General features: G+C 47.8%; 15 protein-coding genes and 1 tRNA gene. 10 read left to right on the top strand and 6 right to left on the bottom strand.

The features are described 5' to 3' along the window. Nucleotides 1–19: 19 nt before the first annotated feature. The 6 genes from cmk to PPG34_RS12360 all read left to right on the top strand — a co-directional run bounded on the left by cmk (nucleotide 20) and on the right by PPG34_RS12360 (nucleotide 5,428). Nucleotides 20–706, top strand: coding sequence for a (d)CMP kinase (gene cmk / locus PPG34_RS12385; RefSeq protein ID WP_313833648.1), 687 nt, complete (start codon nucleotides 20–22; stop codon nucleotides 704–706). Then, the gene (locus PPG34_RS12380) at nucleotides 703–1,344 is read left to right on the top strand and encodes a lysophospholipid acyltransferase family protein (protein WP_313833647.1); all 642 of its coding nucleotides are present in this window, start codon (nucleotides 703–705) and stop codon (nucleotides 1,342–1,344) included. Before cmk ends, PPG34_RS12380 begins: the two co-directional genes overlap by 4 nt. 81 nt (nucleotides 1,345–1,425) lie before the next feature. Next, the gene (locus PPG34_RS12375) at nucleotides 1,426–3,141 is read left to right on the top strand and encodes a 30S ribosomal protein S1 (protein ID WP_313833646.1); all 1,716 of its coding nucleotides are present in this window, start codon (nucleotides 1,426–1,428) and stop codon (nucleotides 3,139–3,141) included. A gap of 22 nt (nucleotides 3,142–3,163) precedes the next feature. Then, nucleotides 3,164–4,057 carry a signal peptide peptidase SppA gene (sppA, locus tag PPG34_RS12370; RefSeq protein ID WP_313833645.1) on the top strand — a complete coding sequence of 298 codons (894 nt, stop codon included), beginning with the start codon at nucleotides 3,164–3,166 and terminating at the stop codon, nucleotides 4,055–4,057. Between the two features lie 5 nt (nucleotides 4,058–4,062). Next, nucleotides 4,063–4,431 carry an HU family DNA-binding protein gene (locus tag PPG34_RS12365; protein ID WP_313834283.1) on the top strand — a complete coding sequence of 123 codons (369 nt, stop codon included), beginning with the start codon at nucleotides 4,063–4,065 and terminating at the stop codon, nucleotides 4,429–4,431. A 13-nt stretch (nucleotides 4,432–4,444) separates the two neighbouring features. After that, entirely contained in the window at nucleotides 4,445–5,428 is a 984-nt protein-coding gene (locus PPG34_RS12360; RefSeq protein ID WP_313833643.1) for a PCP reductase family protein, read from the top strand. A 57-nt stretch (nucleotides 5,429–5,485) separates the two neighbouring features. Here the strand turns inward: PPG34_RS12360 and PPG34_RS12355 are convergent, their stop codons facing one another. From PPG34_RS12355 to PPG34_RS12345, 3 genes are all read right to left on the bottom strand, one after another. Further along, nucleotides 5,486–6,109 (bottom strand): ribonuclease H family protein, encoded by a 624-nt coding sequence (locus tag PPG34_RS12355; protein ID WP_313833641.1) that lies wholly within the window; start codon nucleotides 6,107–6,109, stop codon nucleotides 5,486–5,488. 8 nt (nucleotides 6,110–6,117) lie between these two features. Next, nucleotides 6,118–7,185: a tetratricopeptide repeat protein gene (locus PPG34_RS12350; RefSeq protein WP_313833640.1), complete on the bottom strand. Its 1,068-nt coding sequence runs from the start codon at nucleotides 7,183–7,185 to the stop codon at nucleotides 6,118–6,120. Between the two features lie 167 nt (nucleotides 7,186–7,352). Continuing rightward, nucleotides 7,353–7,427, bottom strand: a tRNA-Val gene (locus PPG34_RS12345). Between the two features lie 312 nt (nucleotides 7,428–7,739). Between PPG34_RS12345 and PPG34_RS12340 the strand changes: the two genes are divergently transcribed. The 3 genes from PPG34_RS12340 to PPG34_RS12330 all read left to right on the top strand — a co-directional run bounded on the left by PPG34_RS12340 (nucleotide 7,740) and on the right by PPG34_RS12330 (nucleotide 12,550). Then, the gene (locus tag PPG34_RS12340; protein WP_313833639.1) at nucleotides 7,740–8,984 is read left to right on the top strand and encodes a sensor histidine kinase; all 1,245 of its coding nucleotides are present in this window, start codon (nucleotides 7,740–7,742) and stop codon (nucleotides 8,982–8,984) included. A gap of 731 nt (nucleotides 8,985–9,715) precedes the next feature. Then, entirely contained in the window at nucleotides 9,716–11,272 is a 1,557-nt protein-coding gene (locus PPG34_RS12335; protein ID WP_313833637.1) for a hybrid sensor histidine kinase/response regulator, read from the top strand. A 237-nt stretch (nucleotides 11,273–11,509) separates the two neighbouring features. Continuing rightward, on the top strand, nucleotides 11,510–12,550 hold the full coding sequence (locus PPG34_RS12330) for a cytochrome-c peroxidase (protein WP_313833636.1): 1,041 nt from the start codon (nucleotides 11,510–11,512) through the stop codon (nucleotides 12,548–12,550). A gap of 38 nt (nucleotides 12,551–12,588) precedes the next feature. Here the strand turns inward: PPG34_RS12330 and dapF are convergent, their stop codons facing one another. Both dapF and PPG34_RS12320 read right to left on the bottom strand, forming a co-directional pair. Next, on the bottom strand, nucleotides 12,589–13,458 hold the full coding sequence (dapF, locus tag PPG34_RS12325) for a diaminopimelate epimerase (RefSeq protein WP_313833635.1): 870 nt from the start codon (nucleotides 13,456–13,458) through the stop codon (nucleotides 12,589–12,591). Nucleotides 13,459–13,699: 241 nt separating this feature from the next. Continuing rightward, nucleotides 13,700–14,656 (bottom strand): MlaA family lipoprotein, encoded by a 957-nt coding sequence (locus PPG34_RS12320; protein ID WP_313833633.1) that lies wholly within the window; start codon nucleotides 14,654–14,656, stop codon nucleotides 13,700–13,702. Nucleotides 14,657–15,022: 366 nt separating this feature from the next. On the opposite strand from PPG34_RS12320, the gene polA reads away from it, so the two are divergent. Continuing rightward, a complete protein-coding gene (gene polA / locus PPG34_RS12315; RefSeq protein ID WP_313833632.1) occupies nucleotides 15,023–17,866 on the top strand; it encodes a DNA polymerase I in 2,844 nt (947 codons plus the stop codon). Nucleotides 17,867–17,958: 92 nt separating this feature from the next. Here polA and PPG34_RS12310 read toward each other — a convergent pair whose 3' ends face one another. Then, nucleotides 17,959–19,683, bottom strand: a complete 1,725-nt coding sequence (locus PPG34_RS12310; RefSeq protein WP_313833630.1) for an ATP-dependent nuclease — start codon at nucleotides 19,681–19,683, stop codon at nucleotides 17,959–17,961. Nucleotides 19,684–19,723: the final 40 nt, after the last annotated feature.

Genomic DNA, 19,723 nt, shown 5'->3' with positions numbered 1-19,723 from the left:
AATCTTTTCGACGGAACTTGTGAAGGCGTCTGCCCAAACGCGACGTTTAGTGATTACCATTGATGGCCCAGCTGGCGCAGGGAAAAGTACCACTGCCCGCGCATTGGCCACTCAATTGGGTTACATTTATTTAGATACCGGCGCGTTGTATCGCGCGGTGGCGTGGAAAGCAAACACCGCCGGGGTTGATTGTTCAGACACAATAGCCATGAAGAATCTCTTGCAACACATGGACTTGCATGTCACATTGGAAGACACAACCACGAGGACCCTCGTAGACTCTCAAGATGTGACTCCCTATCTTCGCACTCCTGAGGTCACACGGATCGCTTCAACCGTCGCAGCCATGCCGGAAGTGAGAGAATGGTTATTACCCATTCAGCAACGGTTTGGCCAAACCGGAGGGATTGTCGTTGAAGGAAGGGATATGGGAACGCGAGTCTTCCCAAATGCCGATGTGAAATTTTTTTTACAAGCCGATCTGAATACGCGCACCGCACGACGATACCAGGAAAGTCGCCAAGCAGGCCATGAAGATAATCAACAACAAATTCGTGACCAAATTCAGGCTCGTGATGCCCGCGATCAGTCGCGAAATATCGCACCCTTGATTCCCGCGACCGATGCCGTGATGATTGATTCTTCATCTAGGAGTGTTGAAGAAGTCGTGGCCACCATGTTGGAGTCCATTTCGGCTCGCTTGTGAGCACCCTTGTCTATGGGATCTTGTGGGTCCTCTGTCGATGCCTGAGTGCCTTGTTCCTTCGCTATCGAACGAAAGGTACTGGATATATTCCCCGTAAGGGGGGAGTTCTTTTAGCCGCCAACCATGCGAGCTATGCGGATATCCCATTACTCGGGTGTGGGGTATGGCGACGTCTTTTCTATGTCGGACGCGCCAATTTATTCCCGAATCGGATAATAAACTGGATCATTCGTTCTTTGGGTTGGATTCCCCTAAGGACGGAGCGTTGGGATCGGAAAGCCTTCCAACAGGTCATTGAGTTACTCAACGCCGGGAAGGCTGTGGTCATTTTTCCCGAAGGGACGAGAACGCCGGATGGAACCCTTCAACCTGGCAAACCCGGAATTGGAATGATTGTGGCGGAGACCCAATGTCCCGTGATTCCGGTGTACCTTCACGGGACGTATGAAGTGTTGCCAACCGGGGCCTCTATGTTACGCCCCCATCCGGTATCAGTGACCTTCGGGCAGCCCATAGACTTCCGTCAGGACAAGGAACGACTTGAGGGGAAAGCCCTCTATAAACAGATTAGTCAAACTGTCATGGACCGGATTGCTGATTTACGTGGCGTGGGCCAATCAGCAACGCCGGCATTATAAACCTTGGTGATCTAGCTCCCACGTCCGCTGGAATCCCCATCACCTCTGTCGCGAATTTGCGAGTGAAGACTAAGGAAAAGCATGAGCACTATGTCCAACCCCATTATTGAAGAAGAATTTGACGAAGCGACACTAGCCGCAATGTATGAAGACACCTTCCGGAACTTTGAGGAAGGGACTATCACGGAAGGCCGCGTCGTGGCCATCCAAAAAGACCGTGTGATTGTCGATATTGGTTATAAGTCGGAAGGTGTGATTCCTATGAATCAATTCCTTCCCGATGAAATCCCCACCTTGGCGATTGGTGACAAGCTTCAGGTGTATATTGAACAGCGTGAAGATTCCGACGGGAATCTGGTTTTGTCTAAGGAAAAAGCGGACAAAATGAAAATATGGGAAGAGTTGGAAGTTTCCCATCAGGAAGAAAAAGAAGTACAAGGAAAAGTCATCTCCCGAATCAAGGGAGGCATGATGGTCGATATTGGGGTCAAAGCCTTCCTCCCAGGTTCACAAATTGACTTAACCCCAGTCAGAGATCTCGATGGCCTCGTGGGCAAAACCTTTCCCTTTAAAATCATTAAAATTAATCATCGCCGCGGCAATGTCGTCATCTCACGGCGCGCGTTGCTAGAAGAAACCCGTGACAAAAAACGACAAACTACTCTCGCCACCTTGGCGGAAGGGCAGAAAATCGAAGGGACCGTGAAAAACATCACGGACTACGGAGCATTCTTGGATCTTGGCGGTATCGATGGACTCTTACATATTACGGATATTTCATGGGGCCGTGTTGGGCATCCTTCAGATATGTTCTCCGTAGGAGATCGCCTGGAAGTCTTAGTGTTAAAATATGACAAGGAAACGGGAAGAATTTCTCTTGGCCTCAAGCAGAAATCCGCCGATCCGTGGATGGACATTGCCGCTAAATATCCAGAAGGAAACCGTGTCGCCGGAAAGGTCGTGAGTTTGACAGATTATGGCGCATTCGTGGAACTCGAGCCTGGCGTCGAAGGTCTCGTCCATGTTTCGGAAATGTCCTGGACCCATGAGGTCCGGCATCCCTCTCGCGTGGTGGCCGTTGGTGATGCCATCGATGCACAGGTCCTCCACGTCGATCAACAAGGCCGGAAGATCTCTCTTGGTATGAAACAAACCGCCCCCAATCCTTGGGATATTATTCAAGCCCGATATCCAGTGGGAACCCGCATCGAGGGCAAAGTCAAAAGCGTGACAGACTTTGGAGCTTTTATCGGCTTAGACGAAGGCATTGATGGGTTGATTCACATTTCGGATATGTCCTGGACCAAGCACATCAAGCATCCCTCCGAGTTATTCAAAAAAACCCAACGAGTAGAAGCTGTCATTCTGAGAATTGATAAAGAAAAAGAGCGTCTCTCCCTTGGCTACAAACAACTCACACCTGATCCTTGGGAATCAGAAATTCCTTCGCGCTACCAAGTGGGTGCCACCACCACTGGAACCGTGGCCAAAATAGCGGATTTTGGCGTGTTCGTCGAGTTGGAGGGAGATGTCGAAGGGCTGATTCATATTAGTGAAACCGGCCAGGATAGCCAAAGCAAACTGGAAGAAGTGTTTAAAATTGGCGATACCATCACGGCCAAAGTCGTGAAAGTTGATATTGAAGAACGAAAAATTGCGCTCAGTGTGCGTGAATACTCGCAAGAAACGGACACACAGGATCTTGAAGCCTTCAACAGCTCACAGGGCAGTGTCGACCATAGTCTTGGACGAGCCGCAAAGAACAAAGAAGGAACTGCCGAACCCGAGAATGAGTAACCCTCTTTCGTATTGAGGCATCATGTCTGAAGAAACCACCCAACGGTCAAAGCCCTCTCGCTGGCGTCGCATATTTTGGATGCTGGCGGGAGCTTTGATGTTGACCATCCTCGGTAAGACTTTGATCCCCGATCTTGCTGCCGTTGGGCAGGAACGCATTGCCCTCATCAGAATTGAAGGGCCAATTCTTGATTCTCAGGCAACCGTCAGAGAACTCAAACAATTTGGGGAAGACCCTCTGGTCAAAGCCATTGTCCTCCGCATTGATAGCCCTGGTGGAGGGGTGGCGCCCTCGCAAGAAATCTACAATGCCGTGAAGCGGGTACGGAAAGACAATCATAAGACGATTGTCACCTCCATGGGCACAGTCGCTGCCTCCGGCGGCTATTATATTGCCGTGGCTTCTGACCGGATTTTGGCCAATCCCGGATCATTAACGGGAAGCATTGGAGTCATCATGCAATTGGCAAACTTCCAAGAACTCATGGAAAAAATTGGCATTAAAAATACGGTCATTAAAAGTGGTCGCTATAAAGACGTGGGGTCTCCGTTTCGTCCTATGAGCGAGGATGAGCAGTCATATCTCCAAGCCGTAATGGATGATGCCCACCGTCAATTTATTGAAGCCGTCGCTGAGGGGCGGTCTCTGGATATTGCGGATGTGGAGGTGTTGGCAGATGGGCGAATTTTTACCGGCCAACAAGCCAAGGATGTTTTATTAGTGGATGAGCTTGGGGACCTGCAACAAGCCATTAAGCTCGCTGCGGACATGAGTGGTATGAAAGACCATCCGTATGTCATCGAAAACCAGAAACCTTTTTCTTTTAGAGAGATCCTCGGCAGTCGGTTATTGGGGGATACTTCCTTACTGCCTATTCCCACGGGGCTTAACCTCATGTATTTCATGGCGCTGTAAGGAAAATAAAGGAACGCTGTTCCTTCATTGCTGTTTCACACCACTTCCCGTATGGAAAGAGTCTCATACATGATCCGTCAAGGAGAGGCGCAATGACGAAAGCACACTTGATTGAAAAAGTCACCGAAAAAGCCACAACATTAAGTCGGCGGGATGCTGAAAAGGTGGTGAATTGCATTTTCGATTCGATTCGTGATGCATTAAAGAAAGGCGAAAAAACGGAAATTCGTGGCTTCGGAAGTTTTCGCTTGCGTATCAGGCGGACCAAGGATGGTCGCAACCCAAAGACAGGTGAAACCGTCGCTGTACCAGAAAAGCGCATGCCATTTTTCAAGGCAGGGAAAGAAATTAAAGAGTTGCTGAATAGCGACTAGTGAGGAACTTACCATGAGTGCTTCAGAACCCACCTCCACAGCCCCTACTTGGACAACCGATGCTCTTGAACGCCTCGAACGAGCCCCCGTATTTTTACGAGGGATGGTCAAACGGTTGGCCGAGAAAAAAGCTGGTGAACTTGGGCATCAGGTCATCAATGGGGCTTTGCTCGATCAGTTCAAAAAACAAATGATGGGTGGAATGGGTGGAGAAGCGGGGATGGCTGAAGCCGCCGACCAAATGGCCAAGGGACGCTTACCTTGGACCGCAGAAGCCAAAAAACGTTTGACCACCGTTCCCGAATTCATGCGCGCAATGACTCAACAAATCGCTGAAGAAATTGCCCGTGAGGGTGGACATATGGAAGTCAACGTCGAGTTATTTGAAAAAGTAGAGTCCATGGGAGAACGGGCCGAAGATGCACTGACTCCTCTTGAGTGGACTGAACAAGCTCAGGCCATGTTGCAAGAAAAAATTAAGGATTCTCCGCCGATTGCCCTTGAGTTCGTCACCGATATGCTCAAACGTGATGCTGAAGACTTAGCTCGTGAATCAGGATTGAGCATCATCGATGAACAGACCCTCACGAAAATTTGGGAGGCTCCACAGGAACAAGTCGCTTGGACGGATGAGGCTTGGAAACGGCTAAATACCTCCCCAGATTTTGTTCGTAGCGGAATTCGCAAGGCCGCTGAGCGCCGAGCCAGAAAATTGGGCCTCAAAGAGATTGATTCTGATCACCTCACCGTATTCCGCAACGAAGCCATGATGAAAGCCGTCAAGCGCATTCGTGCCTTTGGCTATCAGGAACTCACCTTCGATGCCTTTGATGATGCGCTGCACAAAGTCAAACGACTCAAGGGGAATGATCAAGCCGAACAACGCCTGTCAGAAATTCGAGAGTTTATGACGAAGGAAAAACCGGAGGTCGGTGTGCTGGGCGAAGAATTAATGGATCGATTCCGGAAATATCTTAAAGGCGAGGGAAAGTTGTAACAAACGCCGCGGGTATCTCGTAGTTCGTATCTCGTAAACGAATCCCGCCCACTTTATCTATCCCGCTCTCGCGGCGTCCCGAGCCAATTGATCGACAATTTCATTAAATTTCTCTCCAGAATGCGCTAAGACTTTTTTCCACCGCACGTCTATTCCATAAGCTTTGACCGTCGCAGCATAGGCCTGAGTAAAAGGAGTTTTAGCCTTCCACTCCCCAGTCACCCACGCCGCTAATCCCTGATAATCATGGTAAATGGTCGCTCGAGAAATTCCTTGAGCCTGGCACCAATTCAAGGCCTTCAGCACGGCTTGAATTTCCCCGGCGACATTACGCTGGGATCTGGCCTCTTCGGGAATATCATTTCCACTATCGCGATGGAGTTCTTCTTCCCCATTCAAAATAAGATAGGCCCAACCCAACTGTAAATTATCGCCATTGTTGTGGATACATGACCCATCCACCCAGATATCCACACCTGGTACCGGTGAGGGTGAGGGCTCATCCGGACCAGCCGTCGGACAAGAGTCAGGAACGTGTCCTTCCATAAAGAATCGGGCTTCATCCTGATTTTTAAAAGATTTATAAATTGCGTCAGGATATCCCTTCACCTGCGCCGCACAGGAATCCCATGTGGTATAAATGCCAGGAACACGACCTTTCCGGACCGCATAGAATTTCATGAGGATGACTATTTTCCTTTAAGCCGCTTCAAACGTTCTTCCACTAACATCATTCGCGGTTCTTCTTCGGGAATCCCCTCCACCAAGGCCAGGTACGTCTCATATTCCTCAATCGCCCGGCGCTTATTCATTTTCTCCAACACCTCTGCCAGATTAAACCGGGCTCGCGCATAGTTTGGACGTAATATAATCGCCCGTTCGAATAGCTCAATCGCTTGGGTCTGTTTATTCTGTTGGGCCAATACGCTCCCAAGATTATTAATCACCTCTGGAACATTCGGTCGTATTTCCAGGGCTTTTTCCAAATGGGTTTGAGCTTCTTGCAGTTGATCTTTATCTCGAAGCGCCAACCCCATACGATGGTGAGCTTCTGCTAACTGCTCTTTTTTGGGAAACCCAAGATTGACCGCGCGGCGATAAGCATCAATTGCCACCTCAGGTTGACGTTGGCCGCAAGAGGAAAACAGAGCTGCCTCTCCTCGAGCAAATTGCTGGAGGGCCAGGAACGTGTTCCCCTGACTTAATGCCAACTCCTTGGCCTTTTCTGTATCGGATGATCGTACCAACCCCGGCAAGTAGGCTTTTTGATAACTGGATAACAATTGTTCATAAGGATCTATAGACATAGAGGCGACAAGCAGCAGCGGGCGATCTTTGTCATCTAGAACCAAATATTGGGTGGTGCTCGTTTTACTTCCCGTCCGGAATAATACGGCAGATTTCGCCTTCGTGCTTTGAAGGAGCTGCGCAGGATCCAGGAAGAACGCTGAGGAAGGCGGTAATTGAGACAGCGTTCCGCGCAAAATCGGATACGGTTCCAGGTTCAACCCGGACCCGAACCGAAAAATAGCCCCAACGAGTACATCTTCTTCATTAAAGAAATAAAAGCGATCAAAATTCGGTTGTTGGCTCTGCGCTAATCGCTCCAGTCGTTCCCCAGATCCCCACGGCGTTCTGGTAAAAGTGCTCCCTTTCCATTGATTCAGGATCAGGGCCTTGTCATCACACAATTTGGTGGTTCCCAGCAATTCCAAATCACTGGCGGAAGGCGGCAGACCGGGTTCTGGCGGAGGCACGCTTCTACATGAAACACTGAAAGCGAGAATAAAAAAGAGCCACCCCCCGCCCCTAAACATCCATGGAAGTTTTCCCTGAGGCCGGGGAACGAAAGAGCAGGTGCACGCCGTTGAGGAGATCGTCAAACGCAAAGGAACGCCACGTGGAGGTGCAAGAAATTAAGAAGTGGTGGGCGATACTGGTATCGAACCAGTGACCTCTTCCGTGTGAGGGAAGCGCTCTCCCACTGAGCTAATCGCCCACGGAGGCCGATCGTATCATAGCCACCCTGATTCTGACAACGAAACCACAGGTTCCAGAAATGAAAAGCCACAGGCCTTTTTAGGTAAAGCACTTCCAAAAAACCCAAATGATTTCTTTATTTCTCACACTCCAGAGGGATGGCCGTGATCTTCTTCCTCTGAAGATAAGAAGGTAGAGGCCGCATGAGAAATCTGGCTCGATCTCTCATAGGACGCCTTAAAATCTTGACAACCCCCTCACACCGAGGCAAAGTGATCGACCAGTTGTTTCTTCAACTGGAGTCACCCCGCATATCCTCTCCAATCCCCGCATGAATAAACTTGAAAAAGAACGGCCCATCCAAGAAACCCTGTTTCAGGAACCGACAGGTGGGCACCCCTACAAATTCTTCCGAGCAAACGTCAACATTCTGCGTTTCACCATTATTGGCCTCTTAATTTTTCTTGGGGATTTGGCGCTTCCCCAACAATTAGCCTTACCGTTTTTTTATGTATTCGTGATACTGATGGCTTGGCAAATCACAGAACACCGTGGGCTTTTTCTCACCTCCACGGGATATTCCATACTCATCGCTCTCGGAGCCCTCATCTCCCCTGCATTGAGGGAAAACCATACTGAGGTGTTGAATAGAATCCTAGCCATTGCCCTGGTATGGAGTGCGACATTCTTTCTCTTCAAAAGGAAAAAGGAGGCAAGGTCATCACAAGTGGCCTTACAACAAAAAACGACCGAACTCGAACAAACACAGGCAGCCCTCAACACCAGCCTCCGCCATCGCCAGAAAACCGAACATGACCTTGCAGACCTCAATCGAACGTTGGTGGAGCAAAACCAGGAACTGGAAACCATTGTGAGTGTGGCATCTCATGACCTTCGCTCACCTTTGGTCAACATCCAAGGATTCAGCAAAGAACTGGCCAATTCCCGCCACCAACTGCAGGCCCTTCTCGAATCCCATAAACTCGCCCCAGGGATCAAACAAGACGTCATGGCCATCCTTGAAGGAGACATCCCCGAATCCTTGCATTACATTCAAACCGGGGCAAAAAAAATGGAAAGTCTCGTACAAGGGATATTGCGTTTTTCGAGACTAGGCCGCTTAACGCTACATTTTGAAGATCTCAATATGAATGCCATGATCACCAGCATCATTATGAGCATGGAGTATCAATTAAAAGAAAAAGGGGTCTCCCTGCAAATTGAAGACCTTCCCAACTGTACCGGTGATGCCACGTTAGTGAACCAATTGTTTTTTAATCTCCTTGATAACGCTCAAAAATACACATCCACCACGCGCCCTGGAATGATCCGCATCATGGGAGTTCGAGAAGGCGAGTATGCCAGATACAGGGTCGAAGATAACGGTATTGGAATTCGCCAAGACCACCAGGAAAGAATTTTCCAAATGTTTCATCAACTCAACCCGACTTCCGTGGGTGGAGAAGGGTTAGGACTCACCATTGTCCGACGAATTGTGGAACGCCATAAAGGTCGAATAACTTTGGACTCTCAACTTGATTGTGGAACCACCTTTACCATTGATCTCCCTGCGTGATTGGCGAAAATAAAATTTCCTTCGTTCCGAACTGTTTTTGGGATACCCTTCCAGCGCAATTTTTTTCCTTCCAAAGGTCTCTACACCATCTCTGAGTGAGTTATTCTTCGCGAGAAATATTTCGTGATTCCCACTCAAACCATTTTCTCTGACGAATCAGGGTACCCCTAAAGCCCAAACTCAAGGAAAAAATAATACTTACTTAATACTATCAATATCTCTTGACATGACCTAATAAAAGGTTCATATATATCATCAACTAAGGGTTAACACTTCTATTTTAAAAATTTCTTCAACTTTTTTAAGCCCTTATGGAAACAGATCATGTTTGATTTATTGATATTGATACGTTCAGATGCCTTTCATGAAAAAGGCATCTCTTGGCCACCCCCTCATTTATCCTGGTCTTCATTCTCTACATTTCATTCCAATACTCAAAAAAACGGGGAGAAATTTCACTTAGTTGTACAACCCTGGGCATGATGCCCATCTAGGGTGTGAGTTTGTATGTTGAACATGGGCCGCTTCGGAAAATTTGGTAAGTGAAGGGACAACGAACCCCTGTCCAAAAACGGTCCCAATGAGAAGACACTCAAACTCTTTCGAGGAATTCCCACAAGGGATTCCATCTCGATCCCACCGGTAGAGGGAACACATTTTCCCTATTTGTACCCGAGGGGCCTACAACCCGGAAGTGACACAAGGGATCGAACCTTAACCAAGGAGGGTCGATGTCTCGATTCAAGCCCTTATATCCTAAACCATCCTTTCAACCATTCGGACAACTTGAACCCAGTCACCCGCGCTTTCAACTACTCATCGAACAAAATATCGATGGAATGGTTATTGTTGGATCAGACAGAACCATTCGTTTTGTCAATCCTGCGGCCGAAGCCATCTTTGGAAAAACATGGGTGGATCTGGTTGGCGCTGAGTTTGATTTTCCTCTAGTGGTCGGAGAAACATCGGAAATAAATTTCGTTACTCCGGCAGGTCAATCCCTTCAAGCCGAAATGCGAATCGTCGAAATCGATTGGGAGGAAGAGTCTGCCTATCTCGCCTCGCTCCGAGACATTACCTTTCGAAAAATTGCCGAGGAAGAACGCAAGCGGGCAGAAGTCCAAATGCAACAAGTGCAAAAACTGGAAAGTCTTGGAGTATTAGCTGGAGGGATTGCCCATGACTTCAACAACCTGTTGATGACAATCGTCGCTCATGCTGGGCTAGCTGCAAAAAAAATGCCCCTTGACTCCCCAGGCCGCGAACATTTGATCAAGATCGAACAAGCCGCACTTCGGGGAGGAGAGTTGGCCAATCAAATGCTCACATATGCCGGACGAGGAAAACCCCTTATTCAGGCCATTCACGTGTCGACCCTCGTGGAAGAAATGGGTCATCTGCTTGCCGTCTCCATTTCCAAACGAATTTCACTACTCTATGATTTAGCGAAGTCCCTTCCGATGATCCACGTAGACCCGGCACAAATGCGGCAAGTGGTGATGAACCTCATCATCAATGCATCAGAAGCCATTGGCGAACGGATGGGGACCATCACTCTCAGAACCGGAAAAATGCTCATCACCGAAGACTATCTCCGTGAATGTCACGTTCGAGGCGACTTTAAGGACAAAACCTGTGTGTTTCTCGAAGTCGTCGATACGGGCCACGGGATTGACACTGAGACGCTGGAAAAAATTTTCGATCCATTTTTTACGACGAAATTCGCCGGAAGAGGTTTAGGGCTTGCTGCCTTATTGGGCATTGTGAGATCGCATGATGGAGCCATTAAAGTCTCTAGTGAATTAGGCAAGGGAACTGCTTTTCGCATTATCTTGCCAAGCACCCCTGGCACCGAAAATACTCTTGAGAGGCACGCCGCAAAACAGGAAACCCCTTCAGGAAAAGGCACAATCCTCGTGGTCGATGATGAGGAAGATGTTCGACTTGCCGCACAATTAATTCTGGAGGATACGGGTTACCAAGTCATCTGTGCCTCGGACGGCCTGGCAGGACTGGACCTCTTTCGTCAGCATCATCAGACCATTCGCGCCGTGCTTTTGGATTTGACCATGCCCCGTATGAATGGCGAGGAATTGTTTTCGGAAATACAACAGATTCGACAGGATATCCCAGTAGTTCTTTCCAGCGGATATTCAGAAGAAGAAGCCGTTCGACAATTTACAGGCAAATCCTTCAATGCGTTTATTCAAAAACCCTATCAGATTGATTCCCTGATCGAAAAAATTAAATACGTGCTCGACAAATCCGAGGCCAAAAAACCTTCCTAAATTACCATTTCCACTAGTTCGAGTTGCACCTGGATTTCTCCCCGATATTTCAGCTATGTCCAAAATTCACCTTTCTGCTTGAAGAATTCTAGACTTAGATTCAATCCTATAATAGGATGTAAAAGGGGCGTGGAATACATTTACTCCGTTCCCAAACTTCCTTGAGGGGGTAATTTTATGATCCCCAGAACTTATCTACGATCTGAAACCGAACGATTTATACTTTGGAGGATTTGTATGAAATGGAATAAAAATTTGAATTTTGTTCTTGGACTGACCATGGGAATCGTTGTTGGAGGCATGACAATTTCCCATGCCCAAACAGAGATTCAGCTAACTTTACCCTTAGGATTGGAACGAGAATCCCTCATAATTCCCGAGAACAATCCCCTGACCAAGGAGAAAGTTGCCCTGGGCAAACTACTCTTTTTTGACAAGCGGCTATCCGCCAATCACACGATCGCCTGTGCCAGCTGCCATATGCCAACCCTGGCCTTTACCGATGGACAACCCGTTTCCACCGGCATTCACCGACAACAAGGAGGTCGAAGCGCCCCCACAGCCATTAACCGTGCATTCAGCTCGGCCCAGTTTTGGGATGGACGTGCAGCGACGTTGGAAGATCAATCGGTAGGCCCCTTCACTAACCCCATTGAACATGGATTTGCTAATCATGACGAACTCGTGGCGAAGGTAAAGGGCATTGCCGGATACAAACCCCTTTTTGAACAGGCGTTTGGGTCTGGTGAGGCGACAGTGGAATTAATCGGCAAAGCCATTGCTAGCTTCCAACGAACATTGCTCTCGGGAAATAGTGCCTATGATCAGTTTGGGATTGGAGGGAAGGAATCAGCCTTATCCGCCAATGCCCAAAACGGCTTTCGGGTGTTCGTTGGAAAGGGTCAATGCCTGCGATGTCATTTCGGATTCAATTTTACTGACGAACGCTTTCACAATTTAGGCGTGGATTGGGACAAGGATCATATCGATGTGGGTCGGTATGGGGTCACGAAAAACCCAAAAGACCTGGGCGCGTTTAAAACTCCAACGCTCCGTGAAATCGCGAAAACGGCGCCCTATATGCACGATGGTCGTTTTGCCACCTTGGGACAAGTCATCGATTTCTATGACCAGGGGGGAATATCGAATCCGCACCTTGATCCCGTCATTAAGCCCTTGGGGTTAACGGATCAGGAGAAAGAAGATCTGGTCGAGTTTTTACACGGCTTAAACGGCGAGGGTTGGGAAGTCACCCCACCCAGCACCTTCCCAAAGTAATCCTTTTTGGAAGAGCACCTTCGGGAAAGCCTTCTTTGTTATTTGGCAGGTGTGAGAAATGCGGGATGGAGTTGCCCTTGATAGACCTCGGCCACAGGGCCTTTCATCGTCAGATTGTATTGAGCATCCACGGTAATAAGGAGAGTTCCTCCCGGAGCTTTGACGGTCACCGGGCTTTTGATTAACCCTAGCCGCACCCCGGCACTTGCAGCGGCGCAGGAAGAGGAACCGGAGGCCTGCGTTTCCCCTGCTCCGCGTTCCCAAATAAGAATGTACAATGACTTGGGACCCGTGGGTACCGCAAGTTGAACATTTGTCCGCTTGGGGAAAATCGAATGATTTTCGAGTTCCGGTCCCATGCGGAGTAAATCTTCCCGCGTCCATTTCCCCCCCTTGTCCTTAAACACGACACAATGGGGATTGCCAACACTCACCCCTGTGAACCGCAGGGATTGGCCTACGGCTTTAATCGGCTGAAGTATGAGTTCCGGGGCCCGAATTGTACAGGGAAGAGCCCGAGGCTGGAAGGTAGCCCGCCCCATATCTACGGTCGCCCCAACGACCTGCCCACGACGATCCACCTCCAAATCTATATGCACAAGCCCACCCTTGGTTTCAACACTAAACGAACGTCGCTTGGTAATTTTGGTGGCAAACAAATAACATCCAAATATTCGTAACCCATTCCCTGATTTTTCCGCTTCACTTCCATCGGGATTATAAATCCGCAGTCCAAAGTCAGCCTTTCGGGATGCTGTTAACGCTAAAATCCCGTCGCTCCCCACTCCCCAATGACGGTCACATATGGCCCGTATGGTTTTAGGTGTCAGTTTAAAGTCTAAATCTTTGGGGTTGAGAGCAATATAATCATTCCCCAATCCATGACCCTTAAAAAATGCATTCTTCATGACCGCCCCTGTGAAAATGATTGATCGGAAAAACTACATTCCTATTCCTAAGTCCTCACTTCAAGGCCGGTTGGAAGCGATTGAGCCATGTTGAAAAAATGGCTGTTTACCAGCATTTCCTTAGGATTCTCTAAAGATAAATAAAAGTGACAAGAAATTACAACGAAGGAACCAAGGGGACAGAAAATTATTGAGAACGGCGGGTGAACAACTGAAGGGGAATGGAGAGGCCTGCAGAGCCTTATTGATTGATTGCGTGAGCGCGGGTTTGCCAATACGCATCCCGAACGGCAGCATATAAATCAAGTGTGCCATCCTCGATGCCTTGAAATTGTTCGAGATTTTTTGCACGATCATTGACCGTTTCGCCAACTCGTTTAGAAGCCTGTGGCACAAACGGCAACACATAGTTCAAGGGATCCATCGCTAAATCCGCAAGAGTGCCCAGCCCGTCCCGGAGAGTGGTGGGAGGCAAAAACGGCAATACCAGGTAGGGGCCAGCTCCAACCCCAAGTTTTGCCAAAGTTTGACCAGCATCTTCCTCAGCAGGGGCAGCAAGGCCAAAATGGGCTTCGGCAACATCGAAAAGCCCGGCAAGGCCTATGGTGCTATTAATCAAAAACCGACCAACTATCACTCCAGCTTCAGAGACCTTCCCCTGAAACACATTATTGGCGAGGCTCGGCACGAAACGAATATTGGAAAATGCATTCCCCAGGGCTTGTTCTGCCACATCCGGCATGACCGTATGATATCCTCTTGCCACAGGTCGAATGATTCTTCGATCTAGGCCGAGGTTAAAATCAAATACCGAGGAGTTAAACCCTTCCCAGGGATCACTCACAACCTCGGACGACTTTTCATCAAATGGATCGAGATACGTATCTTCCACCATATATTCTTCAAGCAAAGGGACACCATCATCCAACTTTTGTTCCGTTGTCTTGAGCTTCCCTTCAATCTCTAAGACCACCAATGTCCCGGATGGCTCCACACGTGAAGATAGTGATCGTACCTTTTGGATTCGTTGTTCGATTTGACCAATTTGTTGATCGAGTTGCACTTTCTGTTCGAGGAGAGCCACGCGAATAGAATCTTGACCATAAGAATCCGCAATAACTGGCGACCCACTCAAGATCAACCCGATAATGAACGCTAACAAAGAAGCCAGTGCGCGGATACTGAGTAATAATGACATGAGACTCTTCCTTCCCACTTTATTTAAAACTACCGTGTCCATTACGTGCTCTTTTGTTCTCATACTGCAGGCTTGGTGCCAAAAAGATGGAGACAGGTGGTTGAGAAATTTTCCTTTGTTTTTCAATGAGTTTTTCAATTTCTACCTTTTTCTCTCCCTGGTATCTCCAGGGAAAGAAACAGCGTTATTTCATGGTCAACCGAAATATCGTGGACAATTTCTTTTCATTTTTGACAGGGGTTTGCAGATGGCGAGTCTCCTCACATTCCCATCTTTCCCCGTCGACTTGGATTGTGCTACACCCTTGGCTAAGGGTGTATTGAATAGATGCATTCACCCAATTTCGGGTGTGAGATAAACCTTCACATGATGATGACCCCCAAAAACCAGACTTCTACCGATAAACATTTGTGTTTAGTCGATGGATCAAGCTTTTTGTTTCGAGCCTTCCACGCATTGCCGATCCTCACCCGTCCAGATGGGACTCCAGTTAATGCAGTCCTGGGCTTTTCAAATATGTTGTTAAAGCTGTTGGATGACCTCCATGCCACACACCTAGCGGTGATTTTCGATTCGGCAAGAAAGACCTTTCGCAATGACATTTCCGCGGATTACAAGGCCAACCGGCCGGAACCCCCGGACGAACTCATTCCCCAATTTCCCCTGGTTCGGGATGCCACACGCGCATTCAATGTGGAATGTATTGAGAGTCCAGGGTTTGAGGCCGATGACTTGATCGCCACGTATGCCAAACAGGCCGAGGCCGAGGGTATTGAAGTCATTATTGTGTCCTCGGACAAAGACCTCATGCAATTAGTCACGGGTCGTGTGAGCATGTTCGATGCCATCAAAAATAAAAAGATTGGACCGAAGGAGGTGCTGGAAAAATTCGGCGTTGGTCCGGAGAAAGTCGTGGACGTGCAATCCCTGGCAGGAGATTCCACCGACAATGTTCCCGGCGTCCCTGGCATTGGTATCAAAACTGCCGCACAACTCATTCAGGAATATGGAGACTTGGACTCACTACTTGCACGCGCCTCAGAAATCAAACAACCCAAACGACGCCAGAGCCTCATCGACTATGCCGATCAAGCCAGAATGTCACGAGACCTGGTTCGCCTCAGAAATGATGTGCCGACAGACCTGGCCGTCAGCCAATTACAACGCCAAAACCCCGATCCGCAACAACTGCTCACGTTCCTCAACGAACAGGGCTTTAAATCCCTCATGGCCAAAGTCCATAGCCGCCTATTGGCTTCGGGGGAAAATATTCCGGATATCGGAGGCCGTCCGGTTACGGATCCTGCCACTACGCCTCCTTCCACCACTCAGTATGAACTGGTCCAATCCACGGCCGTCCTTCAAGACTGGGTCACGCAAGCACGTTTTGCCGGCGCCATCGCCGTCGATACCGAAACCACATCGCTCGATGAAAGCCGCGCGGAATTAGTCGGCATTTCGCTCTGTGTCAAACCTGGGCATGCCTGCTATATTCCTCTTGCTCACCGTCACCCTGAACCTACAGCCGAATTGGATTTCTCCGAAGCATCTGCAAAAAAGACATCCTCACCCCAAGCTGAACCGCTCATCCAAATCCCCATCGATGAAGCTTTGGATATTTTAAAGCCACTTCTCGCCGAGCCTTCGGTGCTCAAAATTGGACATAACTTAAAATACGATATCGTGGTGCTTCGACGGTATGGAATCACTATTAAGCCCATCGACGACACTATGCTGATGTCATACATCCTGGATGGGGGCAGCCATGGTCACGGCATGGATGAATTGGCCCAACTGCATTTGGGCCACACCACCATCAAATTCAAGGAAGTGGCGGGAGCTGGCAAATCACAAATAACTTTCGACCTCGTCCCCTTAGACACCGCCTTGGCTTATGCCGCCGAAGATGCGGACATCACGCTCCAGCTTCATCAAATGCTGAAACCTCGGTTATTGGCTGAGCAACTGGTCACGCCATATGAAACCTTAGAACGCCCGCTGATTCCTGTACTCGTGGACATGGAATGCGAAGGAATTAAAGTTGATCGTGAAAACCTAGAACTACTCAGTCAGGACTTTGCCAACCGCCAAGCGACGTTGGAACAAGACATTTTTCAATTAACTGGCCATGAATTTAACGTAGGTTCGCCGAAACAGTTGGGGGAAGTCCTGTACGAAGAAATGAAATTGGAAGGTGGGCAAAAGGGAAAATCAGGAGCCTACTCCACGGGAGCCGATGTACTGGAAGGTCTGGCTGCAGAAGGGCACGAACTCCCAGCCAAAGTACTCGCCTGGCGACAACTTGATAAACTCAAAAGCACCTACTCCGATGCGTTGGTTGAACAAATCAATCCACGCACCGGCCGTGTCCACACCTCTTACGCCATGGCCGCCGCTTCCACAGGGCGTTTGTCTTCGACCGACCCCAACCTGCAAAACATTCCCATTCGGACGGAAGATGGTCGAAAAATTCGGCATGCCTTTGTGGCAAAACCTGGATGCACCCTACTCTCCCTGGATTATTCGCAAATTGAACTTCGCCTGCTCGCACACATTGCCAACATCGACGTGTTAAAACAGGCCTTCCATGAAGGTCAAGACATTCATGCTCTCACCGCCAGCCAAATCTTTGGAGTCGACGCCAAAGCTTTGGATCCGGCCATGCGGCGCAAAGCCAAAGCCATAAACTTTGGCATCATTTACGGAATTAGTGCCTTTGGACTCAGCCGTCAATTAGGCATCACCAACGAAGAGTCGGCCGCCTACATGAAAGCCTACTTCGAACGATACCCCGGCATTCAGGAATACATGGATCGCACCAAACAATTCTGCCGAGAACATGGCTATGTCGAAACCCTCTTTGGTCGCCGCGTGCACGTGCCAGGCATTCATGAGCGAAACGCCGCGCGCAGAAATTTCTCCGAGCGTGCCGCGATTAATGCTCCTATTCAAGGGACCGCTGCCGACATTCTCAAACGGGCCATGATTCGCGTGCCACCCGGGCTAGCAAAGCACAACCTCGCCACCAAGGCTAAAATGCTCCTCACCGTCCACGACGAATTGCTCTTTGAAGTCGAAGAACATGCCATGAATCAAACAAGCGACGTGGTAAAAAAAATCATGGAATCCGCCTCGTTGCCGGCAGTGCACATTTCAGTCCCACTTACGGTCGATGTAGGACACGGCGCTTCCTGGGGTGAGGCGCATTAATGAGCGGTTTTAAAATGAAAGACCTAGAGTAACTGGTGGATTTCCTGAATTAAGAGCCGTGGAACACTCAAAATTCTTCCCTATAATTGGCTTCAGGAATTGCACTTCCTTATATGTCCAATCACAACATCCATTTTTTCTTTCAGGTCCATATGCTTCTCAAGGGTAGGTCGGTCATAGCCAGCAAAATTAGTTATTTCCGAAGCAAACTTAACTTTATCAAACGAGTTAACTTTCTTCAGGTTTTTAAATACACTGCCAAAGCTTTGAAACTTCTCCAATTGCACTGAAATCCCAAAATACTCTTTAAGCAAATTGCAGGGAAGATAATTTTCAATTTCACGGCCACAAGTTACCCATGAAATTGCACTCGGAGATTTCTCTATTTCCTGTAAAACACGCTCCACTCTTCCCTTTAAAGGATCACTCTCTTTGGATTTGTCACTGTCCATCAGGACAATGGCATTTCGATTTATCCTCAGCATTTGAATGAATTCATCATCCTCAGGTTTTATTTCTGCCGAGTAATGAGAAAGTATAGCGCCTCCATAAAAGACGCATTGGTAATGCAATCCATGCTCTAGCTTTTCCCCATCATTAAATAATTCAACCCATTTATTGAAATAAATTCTGTCCGATGGTCCCTCCAGCCACACAATACAGTTGGCTTGAAGAACATCACTTGCTCGCACTCCAAGATCGTTGAGAAGATTATGTTGATCGTTCCAATTATCAACCTTTTCTATAAAGGAGGCTTTCCCGTCATTAAAAGCTCGAAGAATTTGTGAATTGCTGTTGTTGCTAAACATATCGATAGCGACATTGGAATGTGTTGTGAGAAATAATAAATTTTCAAGATCATTTTCTATATAATCTCGAATATGTGCCAAGAGTTTTCGCTCCAATGAAGGGTGAAGATTGTTCTCAAGCTCCTCAAATGAGAAAATAAATTTCTTTCCCTGCAGGAAATGGGGAACAACATAAAGTATTACCATCACAAAAATAATGGTCTTTATTCCACTTCCGCAATCCGAAATCCTTACCCCACCCTTGTTGGCTTCTTCTAAATAAATCTCCCAACAATTTCCATTTCCATCAATTTTTGTATATAGCCTTGTAAATATCAGGTCAGGAGAAACCACAGCGTTAATTCGACCCAACAATTCAACTTCCACAAGATTCTGCCACCCGTCAAAATGTCCCTTTTCTTCGTTCAGGCACCTTACTAATAACTGAGTAAGGTTGGTGCCATCTGGGAACACTCTGTAGTCAAACTGGGAACCAAAATTCACTACTTCGCTTTTTATTTCTCGCTCGGCCTGGATTGAGAGGTATTCATATCCTTGAAAAGGATTTTGCAAATGACCTTTTAATTGATCCAGCCCCCGCCGAAAAGCATTCATTGCTCTTTCATGTGTGAGGTCAAAATCATGATCTAGTATTTCTGTTTTCTCAGGGGAATACTCTATTTTTTTGTGAAGCAATTTTACTCCAATGCCATTCCACCAATCCACACTGTGATTATTAATGATATAACCAAACTCACCTGATGCAGTGCTAGGACTAAAAACAGATTTTAATTCTTTCTCTTCAAGTGATTTCCGAATTAGTACATTGCCCACATTTTTCAAGGTTGGTTCACTGCCACGAGCTTTAATAAAATCACGCATAAATTCCAGAATCTTTGACTTGCCACTATTGTTTTTTCCGATAATGATATTTATGGGTTTAAGGACTTCAAAACCCTGGTAGTCGTTATTTGGCAAAAAACATTTGTAGCCCCTAATTTTAAAACTTTTTAGTTTCTGGTATCCCACAGCCTCATTCCTTATCTTTCATGCATATATTGGCCCAGGT

The sequence above is a fragment of the Candidatus Nitronereus thalassa genome (assembly GCF_032191465.1).
Taxonomy (GTDB): Bacteria; Nitrospirota; Nitrospiria; order Nitrospirales; family UBA8639; genus Nitronereus; species Nitronereus thalassa.
This window is presented reverse-complemented; position numbering and strand designations above follow the sequence as displayed.